13 protein-coding genes and 1 pseudogene are annotated in these 15,524 nt (G+C 64.3%); 5 read left to right on the top strand and 9 right to left on the bottom strand.

Translation table 11 applies throughout. The annotated features are described in order from the left end of the window. Positions 1-38: 38 nt before the first annotated feature. From ACQP2D_RS24505 to ACQP2D_RS24485, 5 genes and pseudogenes are all read right to left on the bottom strand, one after another. Positions 39-3,350 (bottom strand): protein kinase domain-containing protein, encoded by a 3,312-nt coding sequence (locus tag ACQP2D_RS24505; protein WP_433678247.1) that lies wholly within the window; start codon positions 3,348-3,350, stop codon positions 39-41. Between the two features lie 200 nt (positions 3,351-3,550). Then, entirely contained in the window at positions 3,551-3,781 is a 231-nt protein-coding gene (locus tag ACQP2D_RS24500; RefSeq protein ID WP_433685973.1) for a hypothetical protein, read from the bottom strand. Between the two features lie 243 nt (positions 3,782-4,024). Next, positions 4,025-4,288 (bottom strand): annotated as a pseudogene (locus tag ACQP2D_RS24495) (Zn-ribbon domain-containing OB-fold protein); the annotation flags it as partial. A 298-nt stretch (positions 4,289-4,586) separates the two neighbouring features. Then, a complete protein-coding gene (locus ACQP2D_RS24490) occupies positions 4,587-5,105 on the bottom strand; it encodes a gluconokinase (protein ID WP_433685753.1) in 519 nt (172 codons plus the stop codon). A gap of 103 nt (positions 5,106-5,208) precedes the next feature. Continuing rightward, entirely contained in the window at positions 5,209-6,675 is a 1,467-nt protein-coding gene (locus ACQP2D_RS24485; protein ID WP_433678246.1) for a GntP family permease, read from the bottom strand. 110 nt (positions 6,676-6,785) lie between these two features. On the opposite strand from ACQP2D_RS24485, the gene ACQP2D_RS24480 reads away from it, so the two are divergent. From ACQP2D_RS24480 to ACQP2D_RS24465, 4 genes are all read left to right on the top strand, one after another. Then, entirely contained in the window at positions 6,786-7,571 is a 786-nt protein-coding gene (locus tag ACQP2D_RS24480; RefSeq protein ID WP_433678245.1) for a FadR/GntR family transcriptional regulator, read from the top strand. Between the two features lie 451 nt (positions 7,572-8,022). After that, on the top strand, positions 8,023-8,955 hold the full coding sequence (locus ACQP2D_RS24475; RefSeq protein ID WP_433678244.1) for an oxidoreductase: 933 nt from the start codon (positions 8,023-8,025) through the stop codon (positions 8,953-8,955). Positions 8,956-8,983: 28 nt separating this feature from the next. After that, positions 8,984-9,559 carry a PaaI family thioesterase gene (locus ACQP2D_RS24470; protein ID WP_433678243.1) on the top strand — a complete coding sequence of 192 codons (576 nt, stop codon included), beginning with the start codon at positions 8,984-8,986 and terminating at the stop codon, positions 9,557-9,559. A gap of 34 nt (positions 9,560-9,593) precedes the next feature. After that, positions 9,594-10,442, top strand: a complete 849-nt coding sequence (locus tag ACQP2D_RS24465) for a hypothetical protein (RefSeq protein WP_433678242.1) — start codon at positions 9,594-9,596, stop codon at positions 10,440-10,442. On the opposite strand, the gene ACQP2D_RS24460 is transcribed toward ACQP2D_RS24465, so the two are convergent. The 4 genes from ACQP2D_RS24460 to ACQP2D_RS24445 form a co-directional block, all read right to left on the bottom strand. Beyond that, entirely contained in the window at positions 10,439-11,089 is a 651-nt protein-coding gene (locus ACQP2D_RS24460; protein ID WP_433678241.1) for a PadR family transcriptional regulator, read from the bottom strand. The two genes, ACQP2D_RS24465 and ACQP2D_RS24460, sit on opposite strands and share 4 nt — an antisense overlap. Before the next feature lie 217 nt (positions 11,090-11,306). Next, entirely contained in the window at positions 11,307-11,588 is a 282-nt protein-coding gene (locus ACQP2D_RS24455) for a cytochrome C oxidase subunit IV family protein (protein WP_433678240.1), read from the bottom strand. Further along, positions 11,585-12,157, bottom strand: a complete 573-nt coding sequence (locus ACQP2D_RS24450) for a cytochrome c oxidase subunit 3 (protein WP_433685752.1) — start codon at positions 12,155-12,157, stop codon at positions 11,585-11,587. The genes ACQP2D_RS24455 and ACQP2D_RS24450 overlap by 4 nt, the downstream gene beginning before the upstream one ends. Before the next feature lie 410 nt (positions 12,158-12,567). After that, positions 12,568-13,833, bottom strand: a complete 1,266-nt coding sequence (locus ACQP2D_RS24445) for a PucR family transcriptional regulator (protein ID WP_433678239.1) — start codon at positions 13,831-13,833, stop codon at positions 12,568-12,570. A gap of 202 nt (positions 13,834-14,035) precedes the next feature. On the opposite strand from ACQP2D_RS24445, the gene ACQP2D_RS24440 reads away from it, so the two are divergent. Further along, positions 14,036-15,520 (top strand): cytochrome P450, encoded by a 1,485-nt coding sequence (locus tag ACQP2D_RS24440; protein WP_433678238.1) that lies wholly within the window; start codon positions 14,036-14,038, stop codon positions 15,518-15,520. Positions 15,521-15,524 lie beyond the last annotated feature (4 nt).

Genomic DNA, 15,524 nt, shown 5'->3' with positions numbered 1-15,524 from the left:
ACACCGTGGCAGGCGCAGGCTGCGGTCAGCGGGCGCAATCAAGAGTCGGAGGCATTCGCTCGAGTTTCAGGAAGCTTGTTCTGCGAGGCCGCTATCCATGCCGCAATCTGTGCCCGCGAGGTGAACCCCAATTTGGTCAGCAGGTGCTCGACGTGTCCCTGTGCGGTGCGTAGCGAGATTACCAGCCGAGCGGCGATCTCCCTGTTGGTCAGCCCTTCGGCAATCAATTCGGCGACTTCACGCTCGCGTTTGGTCAGTTTTCTACCAGCAGTGTCGATCTGCGCGGGCGAGACCTGTTCGCCCAGGGCATAGGCGATTGCGGCGTCGAAACTGAGCGCGGCACCTTCCCGCTGCGCGGCGGCGTAGGTTTGCTCGCTCATGGCCCGACGAGTTCGGCGCTCGCACTCTTCTCGATAGACGAGCAGGTCCGGAAACAGTACCGGCGCGGTGCCCACCGACCGGCCGATCTGCTCCGCGGCCGCAGTCAATACGACAGCACGCTCGGCATTTCCTTGTGCGGCGGCAATCCACGCCAGTGCTTCTAAGCACATGCTGGTATTCGTGCGGTCGTTCGCCGTCCGGCTCAGCCGCAGTGCCAGCGAGAGCAGCCGAATCGCCCGCGCGGGATCGCCCTGCCGCCAGGTCGCGACAGCCAGCGACCACTGCACGTAGGACCGGTACATCGTTTCTCCGCGCTCTTCGGTGATCGCGAGGGCGTGCTCGTAGTGTTCGATTGCCCGGGGCGTGTCGTTGCGCAATTGGTGTGTGAAACCGAGCAGTGTAATGGCGTGAACCCGGAAGAGAAGATCGCCGCGTTCGGCATATACCTGCACGGCCTTTTCCAGATACGGGTGGGCGTCGGAAGGGTTCCCACTGAATAGTGCGAGGATTCCATCGGCGAAGTCGATGTGTGCGCGGATCAGAGGATCGGTCGTCGGCTCGATGAGCTTTCGCCCTGTGCGCACCAAAACGGCCACCGCCGGAAGGTCGCCCTGTACCGCGGCCATGAGACAGGCGGCATATAGCGCCGCGGTCTGATCGACCGTGACTTGTCCGGCACGGCATGCCAGCAGGCGGTCCAGCCAGCGGCGCCCCTCACTGAGGGAGCCCTGAGAGAACCAGAAGGGAAAAACAGCGGCACCGATCCGGATCCCGGCTTCGGGGCTGTCGGATACGCAGAATTCCAGCGCTTCCCGTAGGTTCGGTTGCTCCCGACGCAATATGGAGATCCAGTCGAGGTCGCGGGGACTGGTCCAGTCGGCATTCGCATTCAGCGCCAGTTGTTCGTACCAGTCGCGGTGGCGACGGCGGAGCTCGAGATAGTCCTCGGTCTGCTGCGCCTTTTCGTGGCCGTAGTCGCGCACGGTGTCGAGCATTCGGAAACGCACCGCGGTACTCGACTCCTCCCGGGTCAGGATCGACTTGTCGACGAGGAAGGCCACCGTATCCAGGAGGTCCTCTGCCGGAAGTTCATGGCCGCAGACGTGCTGTGCCGCCTCGAGGTCGAAGCCGCCGGCGAACACCGAAAGCTGGGCCCACACCCCTTGTTCCGCCGGCGTGCACAGGTCGTGGCTCCAGTCGAGGCACATGCGCAACGTCTGTTGCCGCGGTGGGGCGCTGCGGCTGCCGCGGGTCAGCAGTGCGAACTGGTCGGTCAACCGCTGCAGTATCTGCGCGGGCGACATGGCCCGCAACCAGGCCGTCGCCAATTCGATCGGCAACGGCAACCCGTCCAGCCGCCGACATATCCGGGCGATGGTGACCTTGTTGTCCTCGGTGAGTTCGAACCCGGCGACCGCGGCGGCAGCCCGTTCGGTGAACAATCTCATCGCGTCGTTACGCGTCGGGCTCCTTGGTAGCCGATCGGGGTCGGGGACATCGAGTGGGTGAACCGGCAATACAGCTTCCCCGCCGAGCCCGACGGGTTCGCGACTTGTCGCGAGAATCCGCAACCTGGGACTCACGCGAAGCAGCGATTCGGCGAGTGCGGCCACCGCGGCCACCAGGTGCTCGCAATTGTCCAGCACGAGCAGCAATTCCCGATCGGCGAGGAATTCCATGAGCACCTCACGCACCGGCAGTGCCGAGCGGTCCTGCAATCCCAGGGCGCCCGCCACGACTCCTACCAGCAGCGACTCATCATGCAGTTCGCCCAGCTCCACGAAAACCACGCCGTCGGCGAAGCCACGCTGCGCATTGGCGGCCACCCGCACCGCCAGCCGCGTCTTGCCCACCCCGCCGATCCCGGTCAAGGTCACCAACCGCGAGTCCGACAACGAGTTCATCGCGTCGGTCAGCTCCGTGCGCCGATCGATGAAACTGGTTAATTCCACCGGAACCCTGCCTGGTCGACCCGAACCTGAATAGGTCTGCGATGGTCGAATCCCACGCGAGTCGGCCGAGGGGAACTGCCCGCGTTCGGGTGGGATGGCCGTGTGCTCGGCTGCGGGCGGGGTGTAGAGGGCCATGTCATCGACGGGGAAGCCACGATGGCGTTGGGCTGCCTGGAACTGTTCACCGATTTCCAGGACCGAAGGGCGACTGCCAGGGTCGCTGGACATGGCGTGTTCGATGATGGCACTGACGTCCTCAGGAATGCCGTGCTCCCGCAGCTCAGGAACCGGCTCGGAGGTGATCCTGAGGAACTGGGCCACCACCTGCTCGCTGGTGCGTCGTTCGAAGGCGGCGTGACCGGTGATCGCGGCGAACAAGGTGGCGCCCAGGCCGTAGACGTCCGTGGCAGGACTCGGCAGCTCGCCCGCGACCACTTCGGGAGCAGTGAACGCCGGCGTACCTGTGAGGATGCCGGTGCCGGTGACGAACCCGCCCGCGATATGGGCGATTCCGAAGTCGGTCAGTGTCGGCTCGTCGTAGTCGGTGAACAGGATGTTCGCGGGCTTGACGTCGCGATGCAGGACCCCGAAGCGATGCGCTGTCTCGAGCGCCCCGGCGATTTTCACTCCGAGTCGCAGCGCTTCCTGCAGTTCCAGTGGACCGTCGGCGCGAATTCGCGCGTCGAGAGAACCGCGTGGGTAGTACGGCATGACGATGAAAGGTCGACCGTTGTCGGTGACACCGGCGTGGAGGACATTCACGATATTGGGGTGTCCGGTCAGCCTGCCCGCTGCGCGCTGCTCGCGGAAGAACCGTTCCCGATTGTCCGCGTCGAGATCGGCGGTGAGGACCTTGACCGCCACAACGCGGTCGAGCGAACCCTGCGTGCACCGGTAGACCGCGCCGAAGCCGCCACGGCCGATCTCCTCGGCGTCGTCGAATCCGGCCGCCGCCAGCTGGGCCACGACCGAACCGGACATGTCGCGTTGGGTCGCGAAGGGATCGGCGTCGGTCATCGACTACACCGATCCACCCATCCGAGCCCATGGCAAAAACATCACTGCGCACCTCTCGATGACGTATCCCAGAATATCGCCGGGTGACCCCCCGAGGACTACCTCGCGACGCAGCTCGCCGTTTGGGCGACAGATATTCCGGCACAAGCTCGCATGAGTCGATCTGAGAGCTGCCTTCTCAAAAGCCGTCGGCTGGACAGCTAGCGTTGGGGATGCGAAGCGGAGGAATCGGGATACATTCGCCAGGCCCACGTCAGCAAGTCCAAAAGACTGCGCTTCAATGCGCGAACGTCCCTGCGATCACCGGCGCGTGGATGCAGAGCCTCGCGAATCATCTGCGCGAAACGCCAACGATCGACACCGAAGGTAGCCAGCAGCTCGCCAGTGCTGGCGCCGCCGAACGGTGCCCACTTGATCGCGAATTTGATCATCGACCTCGCGTCTGCATCCACCGATTTCACTGATTCCAGAAAGTCGCATAAATTCAGCGATGACCTGACCCACCCTGGGCCGCAGGTAGCGTGCATATCTATGTGAGTCGTCGATACCGAATCGGTCGGATCGGCCACCCGCCGGTGTGTCGATGAGGAACTGTCGTCCGGGTGTTGCCCATCGGCTGTACCGGTTACGAACACGGGGAAATCCTCACCGGCCGGTCTGGGTTCGAACCTCACTCGGACGGGTTGGTCGGATGGCGCTGGGATCTCACCTTCGATGGTGGTGTAGACCCATGGTCCTTCGTCTAGTTCGACGATGGCGATTACCGACGGCTCCCATTTCTCGGAATGTCCGTTGGGTATGCGATGCACGACCTTCCAGGACACGATCGACCCCGCACCGGATGAAGGCACCCATTCGAGAGTCGCCGACTGGCACGACGCGCACGTGGTAATCAGCGGCGTGTGCAGCGTGGCACAGTTCTTGCACCGCCGAATCATCAACGTTGTTTCACCGCGACACTCGGCGGTGTCGCTTCCGCGCAATGAATGTTTTGGATTCATGAGAATCCTCGCGTGCTGGTGCCTGCTCTGTCGGTTACAGCTTCCTTTGCCCTAGGTGCTGCCCGCGACGGTCGACCTCCCATGGACATACCTATTTCCTGGTATGCGGCTGGAGCAGAAGCAGGCCAAGGGCGCCTCGGTCCGCGCGGACACCGAGCGCCAGATGGCTACGCCAGCGAGGTGGTGCCCGGCTGCGGTATGGCCGCCGCTTGGTCGCCGAGGGCTCCGCTCATCCTCATCTGGAATGGGCGGAAAGATTGCGGTGGCGGACGGCGGCGAGCGCCGCGCGCGCTATCTGGTCCGGTGGTGCGTCGATCTCGATTCTGACCACCTGCTCGTCCGGTGTCGGATCCTCGAGGGTGCGCAGCTGGGAGTCCAGCAGGTCCGCGGGCATGAAGTGGTCGAATCGTGTGAGCAGTCGTCGGTGCAGTTGCTCGCGGGTGCCGGTGAGGTGGATGAAGGTGACGATCGCGTCAGATCGTTCGGACCCAGCACGTCGCAGGACATCCCGGTAGGACCCTTTGAGTGCCGAGCAGGTGACGATCCCTGATCGCCCGGCCCGGATCTGGGCATCCATCCACTGTGCGATCCGCGCCAACCATGGCCACCGATCCGAATCCGTGAGTGGTTTGCCGGCCGCCATTTTCGCGATGTTGGGCGATGGATGCATATCGTCGCCTTCGGCGAGTTCCCATCCGAGAGCGGCGGACAACATGCCGCCGACGGTGGATTTTCCCGCGCCCGACACTCCCATCACGACGACGATGTGCGGCCGGGCCGAGCCGCAGCCTCGGAAATCAGGATGTTCCGGCACATTTCCTCCTTTCGCGGCGACATCGTCGTCCCGCCGTGGCTTTTTACACGACAACGCTGAGTGCGAGAACCCCGACGAGTCCGGCGACAGATATGAGGCACTCCATTGCCGTCCAGGTCTTTAGGGTCTGCACGATGTCGAGACCGAGGTACTCCTTGACCATCCAGAAGCCTGCGTCGTTCACATGCGACAGGAACAGTGATCCGGCACCGATCGCCAGCACCATCAGGGAGGTGTGGGTGGATGCGAGATCGGCTGCCAGCGGAGCAAGGATGCCCGAGGCGGTCACTGTCGCTACGGTCGCGGATCCGGTGGCGACGCGGATGATCGCGGCCACGCACCAGGCCAGCAGCAATACCGACAAGCTGCTGTCACGCACCGCGTCAGCCACCCAGCCGGCGATGCCGGTGTCGATGAGTACCTGCTTGAACCCGCCGCCGGCGCCGACGATCAGCAGGATGCTCGCGATCGGCGGGAGTGCGCTGTCCATGGTTGCGGCCAGATCCGACCGGGTCATCCGCGCACCGCGACCGAACACGACAAGGCCGACCAGCACGGCGAGCCCCAGCGCTACCACCGGTGTGCCGAGAAAGGTGACCGCGTGCTTCAGCACCGACCCGGAGTGCGGTGCGACAATATCGCTGATCGCGTTGGCGAGCATAAGGACGACCGGCAAGCCGATCACAGCCATCGTGGCGACGAAACCGGGCCGGTGGCGATCACCGGACGGATTCGCGGTGAAGCCATGGTGATCGACATCGTCGGCGGCGGCCTGACGAGCATATTCGGCATCGCTGTGAGTCGCGTCGCCAGCGTGCGGGGTATTGAGTAGGGCGGGCACCGGAACCCGGACCCAGCGACCGGCCAGAGTCCCGAACAGCGGGCCGGCCACGATGACCGTTGGCACGGCGACGGCGACTCCCAGTGCGAGAGTGAGCCCGAGATTGGCCTGCAATGCCGCGACTGCGACGAGCGGGCCCGGGTGCGGCGGCACGAGGCCATGCATTGCTGACAGGCCGGCCAGGGCAGGGATCGCGACGGTGATCAGCGATCGCCCTGAGCGGCGTGTGACCAGAATGATCACCGGCATCAACAGGACCACGCCGATTTCGAAGAACATCGGCAAGCCGATCACGGCGCCGACCACACCCATCATCCAGGGCAACGCACGCGGCCCGCAGCGCCGGATCAGGGTATCGACCACCTGGTCAGCCCCACCGGAATCGGCGAGGAGTTTTCCGAACATGGCGCCGAATCCGATGAGAATTCCGACGCTGCCCATGGTCGAGCCGAACCCGCCCACGAACGACTTGACGGTGTCCGTGGCGCTCAACTCGGCGGCGAAACCCACAGTGACGGCCCCGAGCGCCAGCGCTAGGAAGGGATGCACTTTGAGCCAGGTGATGAGGACCACGATCAGGGCGATACCGGCGAGGGCCGCAACGATCAACTGCGTGCCACCGGCGTGTGCGGTGAGTACCGGCTCAGCCAGTGATTGGGGATTCTTCATGACACTTCTTCGGGTCGATGACGGTGATGCGTGCCACTATCGCGGATATATATGATGAAATCAAGAGTGCTGGCAAATAAGTACTACGTATGAGCTGATCGGGCGGATACATGTGCCCGCCTTCCTCGGTGCATGCGAAACTGACGCGGTGGACGAGGCCAGTGGTGAGTGAGGGCGGCGAACAGCGCCAGTTGCACGAGTCGGTGCTCGACCAGCTCGGATTCGAGATCGTTTCCGGCGCGCTCCCGGCAGGGACCCGGATCTCCGCCGACGAGGTCACGGCACGCTTCGAGGTGTCGCGGACCGTTGCGCGTGAAGTGCTGCGTGTCCTCGAATCCCTCGACATGGTGCGGATCCGACGCCGTGCCGGGGTCACGGTACTGGACCGCGATAAATGGAATTCATTGGATCCCAAACTGATCCGGTGGGAGCTGGCCGGGCCCGGCCGTTTCCCGCAGCTGGCGTGGCTCGCCGACCTGCGCTCGGGCGTCGAACCCCTGGCCGCCCGGCTGGCCGCCACACACGCCTCCCCGGCACAATGCGGCGACCTTACTGCCGCAGTGATCGGCATGTCCGCAACTGCCCGAGCCGCCGACACGGCGGCCTATCTCGAACATGACGTGCGATTCCACGCGACACTGCTCGCCGCGTCCGGGAACCCGCTGTTGGTGGCGTTCGCGCCGATCATCCGTGAGGTGCTGGCGGGCCGCACAGAACACGCGCTCATGCCACACCAGGCCGACGTCCGGGCTTTGCAGCTGCACGCCGACGTAGCCGCGGCTGTGCAAGTCGGAGACGGGGCGGCCGCGGAAACCGCGATGCGAGAAATCGTGATCGAGTCCGCGACGGCAGTAGCCCGGCTACAAGAACAACCCGGAACCGACCCGAACCCGTGACAGGTGCCCAAGAAACCTGGTCGTAGACCTATAGGCGGCACGGCGTCGGCGGTATCGTCAGTTTCGGTGGGCGACAAGGACAGTGGTTTGCCTGCCTTGCCGTTGCCACCTCGAACCCCTGAATCTCAGGCTCATGGCCTGCGGCTCGACGACCATGGCTCGTTGTCGATCACGAGAAGAGCCCGGCCGGGGCAATTCTGAACTCGATGCTGACCGCTGCAGGACTACCCGCGCTGCTGGAGACTCTGCTCCGGCCGACTTGGGCGGATTGCCCACTTGCCTGGTCATACGTGGGCGAAATGTCCTTTCGATCGGTACTCGCGGCGCCGATAGTGGGAGATAAGAAGCATTGCGTGCAATCAATTCCGGAGTCGTTGCGCGCCAGAAGCTACAACCACCGGTGGTGAGGTGTGTGCGCTCGTCACCGCGACCCATGAAGGAGTGCATCCTGGTGACCAAGTGGACGAGTGCGCAGATCCCCGACCAGACGGGCCGCACGATCATCGTGACCGGGGCGAACAGCGGTCTCGGCTTCGAAACCGCCAAGGAGCTTGCGCGCCACGGTGCCCGAGTCATCATGACCGTCCGTGACCGGGCCAAGGGCACGTCCGCGCTCGACCAACTGCTCGCCGAGCAGCCCAAGGCCGACGTCGAGGTGCGGCCGCTGGACCTGTCCGATCTCGACTCGGTACACGCGTTCGCGCGGCACATCGATAGCGTCGGCGTCCCGATCGACGTCATTATCAACAATGCCGGTGTCATGTGGCCCCCGCGCACCCTGACCAAGCAAGGCTTCGAATTGCAGTTCGCCACCAATCATCTGGGCCATTTCGCGCTCAACGGGCTGCTGCTGGATCGACTGTCGGAGTCCGCGCGCGTGGGTCGCGACGCCCGGATAGTCACTGTCAGTTCGGTCGAACATCGCGGCGGCGCAATCCTTTTCGACAACCTCACCGGTGAGCGTGGCTATGATCCGCGCAAGTACTATTCGCAGTCCAAGCTGGCGAATGTGCTGTTCGGTCTGGAATTGGATCGGAAGCTGCGTGCGGTGGGTTCGCCGATCCGCAGCGTCATCGCCCATCCGGGGTACTCGGCGACCAACCTGCAGACCAGTGGCCCGACCGGTTTCCTGAAGTTCTTCTTCGGCTCCATCGGCAATCGGCTGATGGCCCAGCCCGCCGCGCACGGCGCCTGGAACGAGGAGTACGCCGCCACCGCACCCGAAGTCCAAGGCGGGCAGTTCATCGGTCCGGACGGCTTCAACGAGTACCGCGGACACCCGCATGTCGTCCAGCCGGACAAGCCCGCTCTCGATCGCGATGTTGCGCGCCGTCTGTGGGCTGTGTCCGAGCAGCTCACCGGCGTCACCTACAACTTCCGGTGAGGGCGTCCGAGCAGAGAAAGGCTCCGCGATGACCTGTCTTCCCGGCGATCCGGCCACCTCCGAGGCGGATTCGACCCCGCTCGCCCCTGAGCGGGTCCGTACCTACGCCTGGACTGATCCGGAGCGGGTTTCGGAACAGGCTGCGCTCCTGTCCGGCATCGAATTCCTGCGTGCGACACAGGAATTGGGGATCGCAGCACCGATGAACAACACGGCCGGAATCGATCTCGTCGTGATCGAGGACGGTGCAGTCGTGCTGGAATTCGTTCCGCGCGAATGGCAGTACAACCTCAACGGGAACGTGCACGGCGGCATGATCTGCACGATCGCCGATAGCGCCATGGCTATGAGTGCGTTGAGCACACTGCCGGCCGGCCTCATGCCGACGACAACGGATCTGCAGATTCGGTTCTTCCGCCCGGTCACCACGGATCTCGGTGTGGTGCGCTGCACCGGAACCGTGGTGCACCGCGGACGGCGGACCTGCGTGGCGCGGGCCGACCTGCGCGACGCCCGAGGCCGAATGCTGGCCCAGGCCACCACGACCTGCCTGATTATTCCCCGGCCCGCTGGTGACGATCGCCGAATCGCCCTCGGCGGCTGAGGAGTTCGGCTGCGGAAAATCGAAGGAGAACACCGTGCAACGAAGCACAGCAACCACGAATCAGAAATCGAACGCTCCGGCGGGCAGCGCTGTTACCGAGCCCGACTACACAGCGGTCATGCGAGATATCCAGCAACGGCTCAATTTTCCGATCGGCGCCAAGGCCGCCGAGAATCTCATCTACGCCGTGGGGTTCATCCGGACCTGTGGTGGCGTCGAAGACGCCGAGGCGGTCGACCGTGGCGGCAGCGGGAAGATCCACAAGCACGGCGACCGCAGGGCCGATGCGACGGCGGAATACTTCCAGCACTGGATGACATACGGAGCCACGGGTTCGCAAACCCGTGAGTCCGTCGCGGAAGTCGCCCGGATGCATGAGCACTACAAGAAGAGCTACACGATGTCGAACGCGGCGTTCGTGCACGGCGTCGCCTTGTTCACCATCCTGTTCGACGAGATCTTCCAGATCGTCGGCCTGGACGTGTTCACCGAGGAGGAGAAGGCCGCGCAGGTGGCGCATTGGCGCGCGATCGGCGAGCAGCTGCACACCCACGACATGCCCGATACCTGGGCGGGACTGCAGCAATTCAACTTCGACTACGAGCACAACCCCCAGTACTTCCGGCCCACCCCGGAAGCGCATCGCTGTGCCGAAGCTCTGATCGTTCAGTTCAACAAGCGGTGGTTGCCGCGTCCGTTGCATCCACTGGGACGGGCGTTGTTGCTGTCGCTGGTCCCCGACCACGTGCTGGTGGCGGTGGGGGAGCGCAAACCACCCACCGTGGTCGTCGCCCTCCTGCGAACCGCTGTGCGGTTCGGACTTCTCACGCAATGGCGGATAGGCGCGCTGCTGCGGCGTTCGCGCGCCGAGCAGGATCGCTAGTCGGCGCTGTCGCGGACCGCATCCAGGAGCGGACTGGCGGCGTCGCCCGGTCCGCTACCCGGTCGAGGTGCGTGCTCGAGTGCTTCGAGTACCTTCTCGGTCCCTGATACCTCCAGGTCCGCGATCGCGATCAGATGCTCGAGGCTGAGCAGTTCGAAGAACACGCTGCGCTGGTGCGGCCCCGAGAGCGAGGCGGAGAATTTCGCCCGGACCTCCCGGAGGGCGTCCGCTCGATCGGTCATGTGGGCGCGGTAGTCCTCGAGCAGCTGCCGCATTGTGTCGGCAGGTAGTAGGTTGCCCAGAAACAGTCGCATCATCATGTGATGTTTCATGTCGGCGCCCCGGATCGGTTCCGACAGGTTCGCGGTGAGCGCCGAGGTGCCCTCGGGGGCAATCGAGTACACCTGTTTGTTGGGCTTACCGTCCTGAATGACGGTCTCCTTCTCGATCAGGCCGCGCCGCTCCAGCTCGCGCAGCTTCGGGTAGACCTGCGTGCGCGGCGTCTCCCACCACGGCGACAGCGCCCGGGCGTAGTGCCTGCCGATCTCGTAGCCAGTCATCGGGCGCACGCTCAGCAGGCCGAGCAGTGCAACTTCCAGATCCGACAGCTGCGGCAGTGGTTCGTGCGGTTCGGCTCCATTGGTCACCATTGCATTGTCCAGTCGATCACGGCCGCCGCGGAACAGCCGGTGGCCGCGGCCTGCCCGGTCGCAGCGCGGTGGCCCGCGTTACCGGGCGATCGGCTTCGTATCGGTGATCGTCGTGTACTTCCAGCTCGCGTCCGAGCAACGCCTGTGCTGCGCGCGAAATGCCTTCCTGGACGGTCAGATCCGTCACTTCATGGCTGACATCGCAGCGTGGCAGTCAGGCCCCTGCCAGGTAGAGCGCGATAAGGGTTGTCCCGACAACCATGATCCAGATGGTGAATACGGCTTGCAACGTGCGGGGCGCGCGCCGGAGTTCCATGAACTCGTAGCCGATCAGATGAGCTTTCGCGAAGGCGATGCCGAGGGCGGCGACGATCCCGAGGCGAGGGTCCGAACCGGGGATGCCGTGGCGCGATCCCATGTCGATGGACAAAATCGTTGCGGCGACGAGAACTGTCCAGGTCAGCAGAATCCTGAATGTAGTTGTGCGCGTGATCATGCGGGGACCAGGTAGACGAGGGGAAAGATGATGATCCAGAGCAGATCGACCATATGCCAGTAGGAGCTGCCGGCCTCGATGATGAGTCGATCCCGTCGTTGCGCGGTGCCGCGACGTACCGTTCGACGGACCACGACCAGGGCCACGGTACCGAGCACCAGATGCAGTAGGTGCAGACCGGTCATGCCGAAGTAGTAGCCGAAGAACTGGCCGGCACCTGGGGGCTGATGGTGTGATAAGAGTTCGGTCCACTCGATGACTTTGAGCGTTACGAAGATCAGCCCACATGCCATCGCGCCGAGCAGCATTGTCGAGGCTGCCGCGATTCGGCCTGTTCGGTGCGCCTGCACGGCCAGCGCGACCGCCGCGGAGCTGACGAGCAGCACGAGGGTGTTCGCGATGCCGATGACCATATTCAATTCAGCACCGCCGGTGGCGAATTCGCCGGGTGCGTCGCGCCGCGCGCCGAGGAATGCTCCGAACAGCAGCGCGAATATCGTCATGTCCCCGAGGATGAAAACCCACAGGCCTTCTTCGCCCGGAACGTGGCGCGCAGGCTCCGGATCCATCGCCGGCTCGCGGTTTCGGGTACTGCCGTGCGTCACATGGTCACCTGCTCCCACACAATCATCAAAAGGGTCCGGACAAACCGTGACTTCCAGCCTGACGCGCTGGACGGGCCATGATCTTCCCGATCTAGGGACCTGCGAGCAAAGGACAATGTGAACAGGATCTGACACGCAACCGATGCACACCGCACAGAGTTGAAGGAGTCACCAAGGTGGTGACCAGGTCGATCTGCGCCTATGTCGATGTCACGTTTTACGAGCCGCCAGCCGTGCCAGCGGCCGACTCCCATACCAGCTGAACCGATGCCATGTCGCGGCATCGCGTGGTGCCGGTCAGCACACTGAAGTGCTCGTGCATCCGCGCAACCTTCGCGATCGCCGCCCGGGTTGCGGGGCTGTCGGCGTGCCGCTTATCCGTTATAGCTGCGGGCGACGAGGGCGGACCGCAGGTACCACAGGCCCGAGGGCACGGTGGGGTCCAAGCCTGTGATGGTCGCGATTTTCTTGAGCCGGTAGTCGATGGTGTTGGCGTGTACGTGGAGCAGACGCGCGGTGTGGCTGCGGCGCAGATCGGTAGCGATGTACAGGCGCAGTGTCTCGAGCAGTTCGGCGTGTTCGTCGAGCGGATCGAGTAGAGCGCCGAGGCGTTCGCGACCTGGCCCGGGACGGGTGAGCTGATATTCGAGAGCGAGATCGTCGAACCGATACAGGCCCGGTTCGCAGTGCAGTCGTTCGACCACATCCAGCAGCTCGTGGGCCTGGTCGGCGGCGGTCGGCACGATATCAACGGCGGCGGTGTTGATGGTGGCGGTGATGGGAACCCCTGCGGCACTGGATAACTCGGTCACCAGGCGGGAGTAGCCGTCGGCGTCGAACGAACCCGCGGGCAGCAGGATGGTTCCGCCGTCGACGCTGAGCAGTGACAGCGCGTTGTCGTCGCAGCGGGCGGCGAGATATGCCTGGACCCGGCGGAGTTTGCGGCGTGCCACCACGTTGGTGTCGAGCATCGGGTGACGCTCATCGGGATGCGGCGGAATCAACAGCGCGAGAATGTCATAGGAGTCGGCGATCGGGATGCCGCACTCGCGGGCCATGGTCGAGGTGGATTTGCCGGCGAGCAGCGCGGAGGTCAGCGTGTGCACGGCGGTGTGATGTTCGCCCCCCACGGCTCGCAGCTCGCGAACGTAGGCCTTCGAGATCGTCGATGTCATGATGCCCAGCATCTCGACCACCAGCTTGGCGCCGCTGAGCAGATTCTCGTAGTCATCGGCGGCGATCAGGTACCCGTTCTCCTCGGCTTGGTGGACGGAGTTCTGCGGCACAACGCCCTTCACCACGAGGTCGAGGCCGACCAGGAAACCTTGGTGAACGGCGTGCTGGACGGTGTCGATGGGGACGCCTTCGCGCGCCCATCGCGCGGCGGCGGCTTCGAGCTTGTTCGTCTTGTCCGGAATGTTCTGCCCGTCGAGCATGGCGACCGCGAATTCCAGATTGACACGCGTTATGGCGGTGATATCACCGTTGATGGCCTCGCCGGGCAGCGTGCCGCACGGCGCCACGTTTTCGACGAAGTAGTCGACCATCTGGCGTGCGAGTGGACGAACATTGCGCAGCGGCGATGACATGGGCTTCCCGGACACGGTCAGTCCCGGACGGCTGGAAGATTCGACAGTCAATGGCGCGGATCCTCTCTCCCACTTACGGTCTCACAAAATAGCCATGTGGGCCGCATTCGAGTGTGCGGTTGGCTCGGACATGTGCATATCGCCCATCGAATGCGTGCACGACTGGGCGCAAAGTCCTTTCGACCCCCTGCGGACCCGGCGAAAATTCGAACTATCGACGGATGTGCGCCAGTCATGCAGTGAGGAGCAGAGGATGATCGTCGACTGGAAGAGGGTGGGCGACCACGTGTTCACGCTCGCCGAACGGGCTTCTCGGCCGCTGGCGAAGCAGGATCCGGCTCTGCCGTCCGGGCCGAGCATGCCGGCAGCGCTGCAGACCGCTTGGTGGCTGATGTGGCCGAATCCTTTTCTCGAGTTGTGCCGCGAGCGATTCGGGCCACGCTTCACCCTGAACCTCCTGACTCAGCCGCCCATGGTATTCCTGAGCGATCCCGGCGAGGTGAAGGAACTGTTGAAGGCCGCGCCGGAGGTCATCCTGCCCGGTGAAGGTGGCAAGGTGCTCGAGCCCGCGCTCGGTTCGCATTCGCTCATCACTCTGGACGGCGACGACCATCTCGAACACCGCAGGCTGATGGCGCCGGCGTTCCATGGTGCCAAGATCGGGCGACTGTCCCCGCTGATGGAATCGGTGACCGACCGGTACCTGGCTCTCATGCCGCGTGGCAAGGAGTTTCCGATCCATCACGACCTGCAGTCGCTGACGATGGAGATCATCCTGCGTGCCACCTTCGGCCTGCCCGAGGGGGCCCGCCTGAACCGTATCCGGGATCTTGTGTGGAGGGCGATCAAGCAGGCCGAGAGCCCGCTGTTCATGCTGCGCGCTACGCGCACGATGCCGGTGCTGCGGTGGGCTTGGGTGCCCTTCGAGGGCATCCTGCGGCAGGTCGATCGCGAGATCTATACGCTCATCGCGGAGCGGCGCACGGCGCGGGCTGCCGGCACCGACGATTCCGATGGAGTGGATCTGCTCAGCGTGCTTCTCGACGCTCGCCACGACGACGGGTCCCCGATGACCGACACCGAGATCAGGGACGAACTGCTCACCATGGTCGTCGCGGGGCATGAGACCACCGCCTCCCAAATCGGCTGGGCGCTTTTGCTTCTCGCCCGCAACCCAGCGGTTCAGGATCGACTTCATCGCGAATTGACCAGCGGGGCGGACGGCGGTCACGACTACCTGCTGGCCACCATCCAAGAGGTGCTGCGCTGCGACATGGCAACCCCGCATCCGGAGCCACGGGTGGTCGCCCAACCCGTGAGCATCGGCGGTGTCGGATATCGGCCCGGCGTGATCTTGCAGGCGCACGGGCACCTGGTGCATCACGATCCGCAGCTCTACCCGGATCCGGAAACTTTCCGACCGGAACGCTTTCTGGGGTCGCGGCCGGTTCCGTATGCCTGGATTCCGTTCGGGGGTGGGCGGCGTCGCTGCATCGGTTCGAACATGGCGATGCTGGAAATGCAGATCGTGCTGCGAAAGATCCTGCTGCAGTGCGAGGTGCGGCAGGCCGGAGCGGGGGTCGAACGCGGACAGCGGCGTGCGATCACCTCGAGTCCCGCTGGCGGCGCGGTCGTCACCCTGATCGACCGGCAGCACTCGCCGGTTGCCGAGAAGCCGTATGGGACAGGCCGATCCGAGGCGCGTTGCCCAGTCGTACACAGCGGAAGCGGTTTCTGAGTCG

The organism is Nocardia sp. CA-119907, from assembly GCF_050955995.1.
Taxonomy (GTDB): domain Bacteria; phylum Actinomycetota; class Actinomycetes; order Mycobacteriales; family Mycobacteriaceae; genus Nocardia.
This window is presented reverse-complemented; position numbering and strand designations above follow the sequence as displayed.